This is a genomic window from Microcoleus sp. S13_C3 (assembly GCF_036700905.1).
Classification (GTDB): Bacteria; Cyanobacteriota; Cyanobacteriia; order Cyanobacteriales; family Microcoleaceae; genus Microcoleus.
In genome coordinates this window covers 1-2,095 of record NZ_JAUBPT010000330.1, presented here as the reverse complement: position 1 = coordinate 2,095, position 2,095 = coordinate 1, and the positions used below count along the sequence as shown (strand labels likewise).

2 protein-coding genes are annotated in these 2,095 nt (G+C 49.3%); both read right to left on the bottom strand.

Annotation, left to right across the window (positions count from 1 at the left end):
• Positions 1 to 248: 248 nt before the first annotated feature.
• Positions 249 to 872 (bottom strand): precorrin-8X methylmutase, encoded by a 624-nt coding sequence (locus tag QUA16_RS36450; RefSeq protein ID WP_006632961.1) that lies wholly within the window; start codon positions 870 to 872, stop codon positions 249 to 251.
• A gap of 244 nt (positions 873 to 1,116) precedes the next feature.
• Positions 1,117 to 1,923 carry a TPM domain-containing protein gene (locus QUA16_RS36445; RefSeq protein WP_333109714.1) on the bottom strand — a complete coding sequence of 269 codons (807 nt, stop codon included), beginning with the start codon at positions 1,921 to 1,923 and terminating at the stop codon, positions 1,117 to 1,119.
• Positions 1,924 to 2,095 lie beyond the last annotated feature (172 nt).

Below are 2,095 nucleotides of genomic sequence, written 5' to 3'. Positions count from 1 at the left end.
GTGTTTTTACTGACAATCCCAGCTTTTTTGCGAAAACGCGCGAGCTTAAACAAAATGGTACACCGCATATTTGTCTACAAGTGTACTATTTTGTCTATTTATTCGCTACCTAGGGACTAGCTCTTCAATTAGGGACTTATTGATGCCTGAAAGCGGCAATCAAAGCCTTGCTCAGAGACAGATTTAGCCACTTTCTTACCACCCGATTTTTTACACCCACCCATCCGCGTCAGCAGCACACAAAATCATCAACTGTTCCCCTCTTGGCCGTAAGCTTGCCAAGCCAAATCCACCAGCCCGTTAACAATAGCCACAGCTACCACCGCAGAGCCCTTGCGGCCCTCAATCCGAATGTGAGGAATCATCGAATCGTGCAGTCGCGACTTAGCCACGTCCACCCCTACAAACCCAGAAGGCGTCCCAATCACCAAAGCCGGCCGAATTTCCTCAGATTCAATCAAATCTACGATCGCCGACAAAGCAGTTTGAGCCTGGCCCACCACAAAAATCCCCTCAGGATAGCGTCTTGCCAAAGTTTCAATCCCCCAAGCAGCCCGCGTCCTTTCCTTTTGGGGGCGCGTCAAAGCCTCCATCGAACAATAAACCGGATTCGCAAAGGTATTTTGGATTAGGGGCGTAATGCCCACCTGCACCATCGGCACATCTACTACGATCGTAGTCCGAGCAGCCAAAGCCGCCGCCCCAGCCTGCAAAGCCTGATCGGAAAAACTAATTAAAGACTTGTACTCAAAATCAGCAGTCGCATAAATCACGCGGCGGACTATTTCGTACTCCGCCGCTGAAAAACCGTGGTCGCCAATTTCGTTATCGATTAATCCCAGACTCTGGGCATCGCTTACGTGCCATTCCATTTGTTGGATAGCTGTCGCCTGTGAGTTGTCAGGTATCAGCTTACCAGCTTTTAGTCATTAGTCATGAGTCATCAGTCATTAGTTATTTGTCAGGAGCGGATTTTTCGGTCATTTTGGCAGTCAACAAATTATCTCAAAACTTGCACAGGGGGCCGAGAAACCTCGTTGCAGCCCGCAGATTCGCTAAAAAACCCGGTTTCTAAGACTGATGACTAATGACTGATGACTAATGACTCATAAAAAACTAAGTTTCCGACGACGAAGAAGATTTGCCCAACACCGGAGTCAGGAATGCCACCAAAACTCCGATCGCAAAACCGGCCACATTCCGAACCACAGGCAACCAGTCAGAAGTCCGAGTCACCACTGGCCCAAGTCCGAAAGCGAAAAACAGAATGCCCCACAGCGGCGAAAAAATCAGCGCCCACTGCCAAGCCACAACCTGTCCCGGCTTCCGAGGCTGAGCGGCAAACCCGCAGATGACGCCGCCAACCACCGACGTAATTAACGTCAGAACCCACTGTTCCCTCGGCAAACCGGGAACCACGCGGCATCCGCCCTCACGCAAACAGCCTTGTATCGACTCCAAAGATTCAATAATCGCTCGATCTTCCCCATTGTCCCGCACAAAAAATTGATTACCGTAGCGGGTTTGCAGTTCCACCCAAAAAGTGCGCGGCAGCAGTGGATACAGCGAGTCGCCCACATTAAAATTAAGCAAATTGCCCCCTCGGGGGTCAGCAACTAGCAACACACTCTTTTCATCTAGCCCCCAATAGCTTTTGACAGCCAAACCAGGCGTGCGATCGTACTGAGTCAGCACTCGCAGTTTCCAGCCGGTTTCGGCTTCAAATGCCTTTAAATTTTTTGCCAAACTTTGTTCTTCAATATCCGTAAGGGCTTTAGCTAAGTCAATGATCGGCGTCTGAGTTGACGGCAACAAATCGGGATTATTGAAAGCGTGGGCCGCAGGTGCGATCGTCCACACGGACAAAGCCAGAAAAAATGCGGCAACAGAGGCTAGAAATTTTCGCGGGAAAAGCTGTGACATAGGAACTTATAATCCGGGTCTTAATTGTGAATGCTAGCTGGCGGTCTTAACCAGAGGATAAGAGAAAACTCATATTTCTTTACAATTATTTACTTTACAGGAAGCCGAGAGCAAGGGGAAGGAAAAAATAGTTTTTGATAAAGGGAGAGGGGGAGAGGGGGAGAGGGGGAGA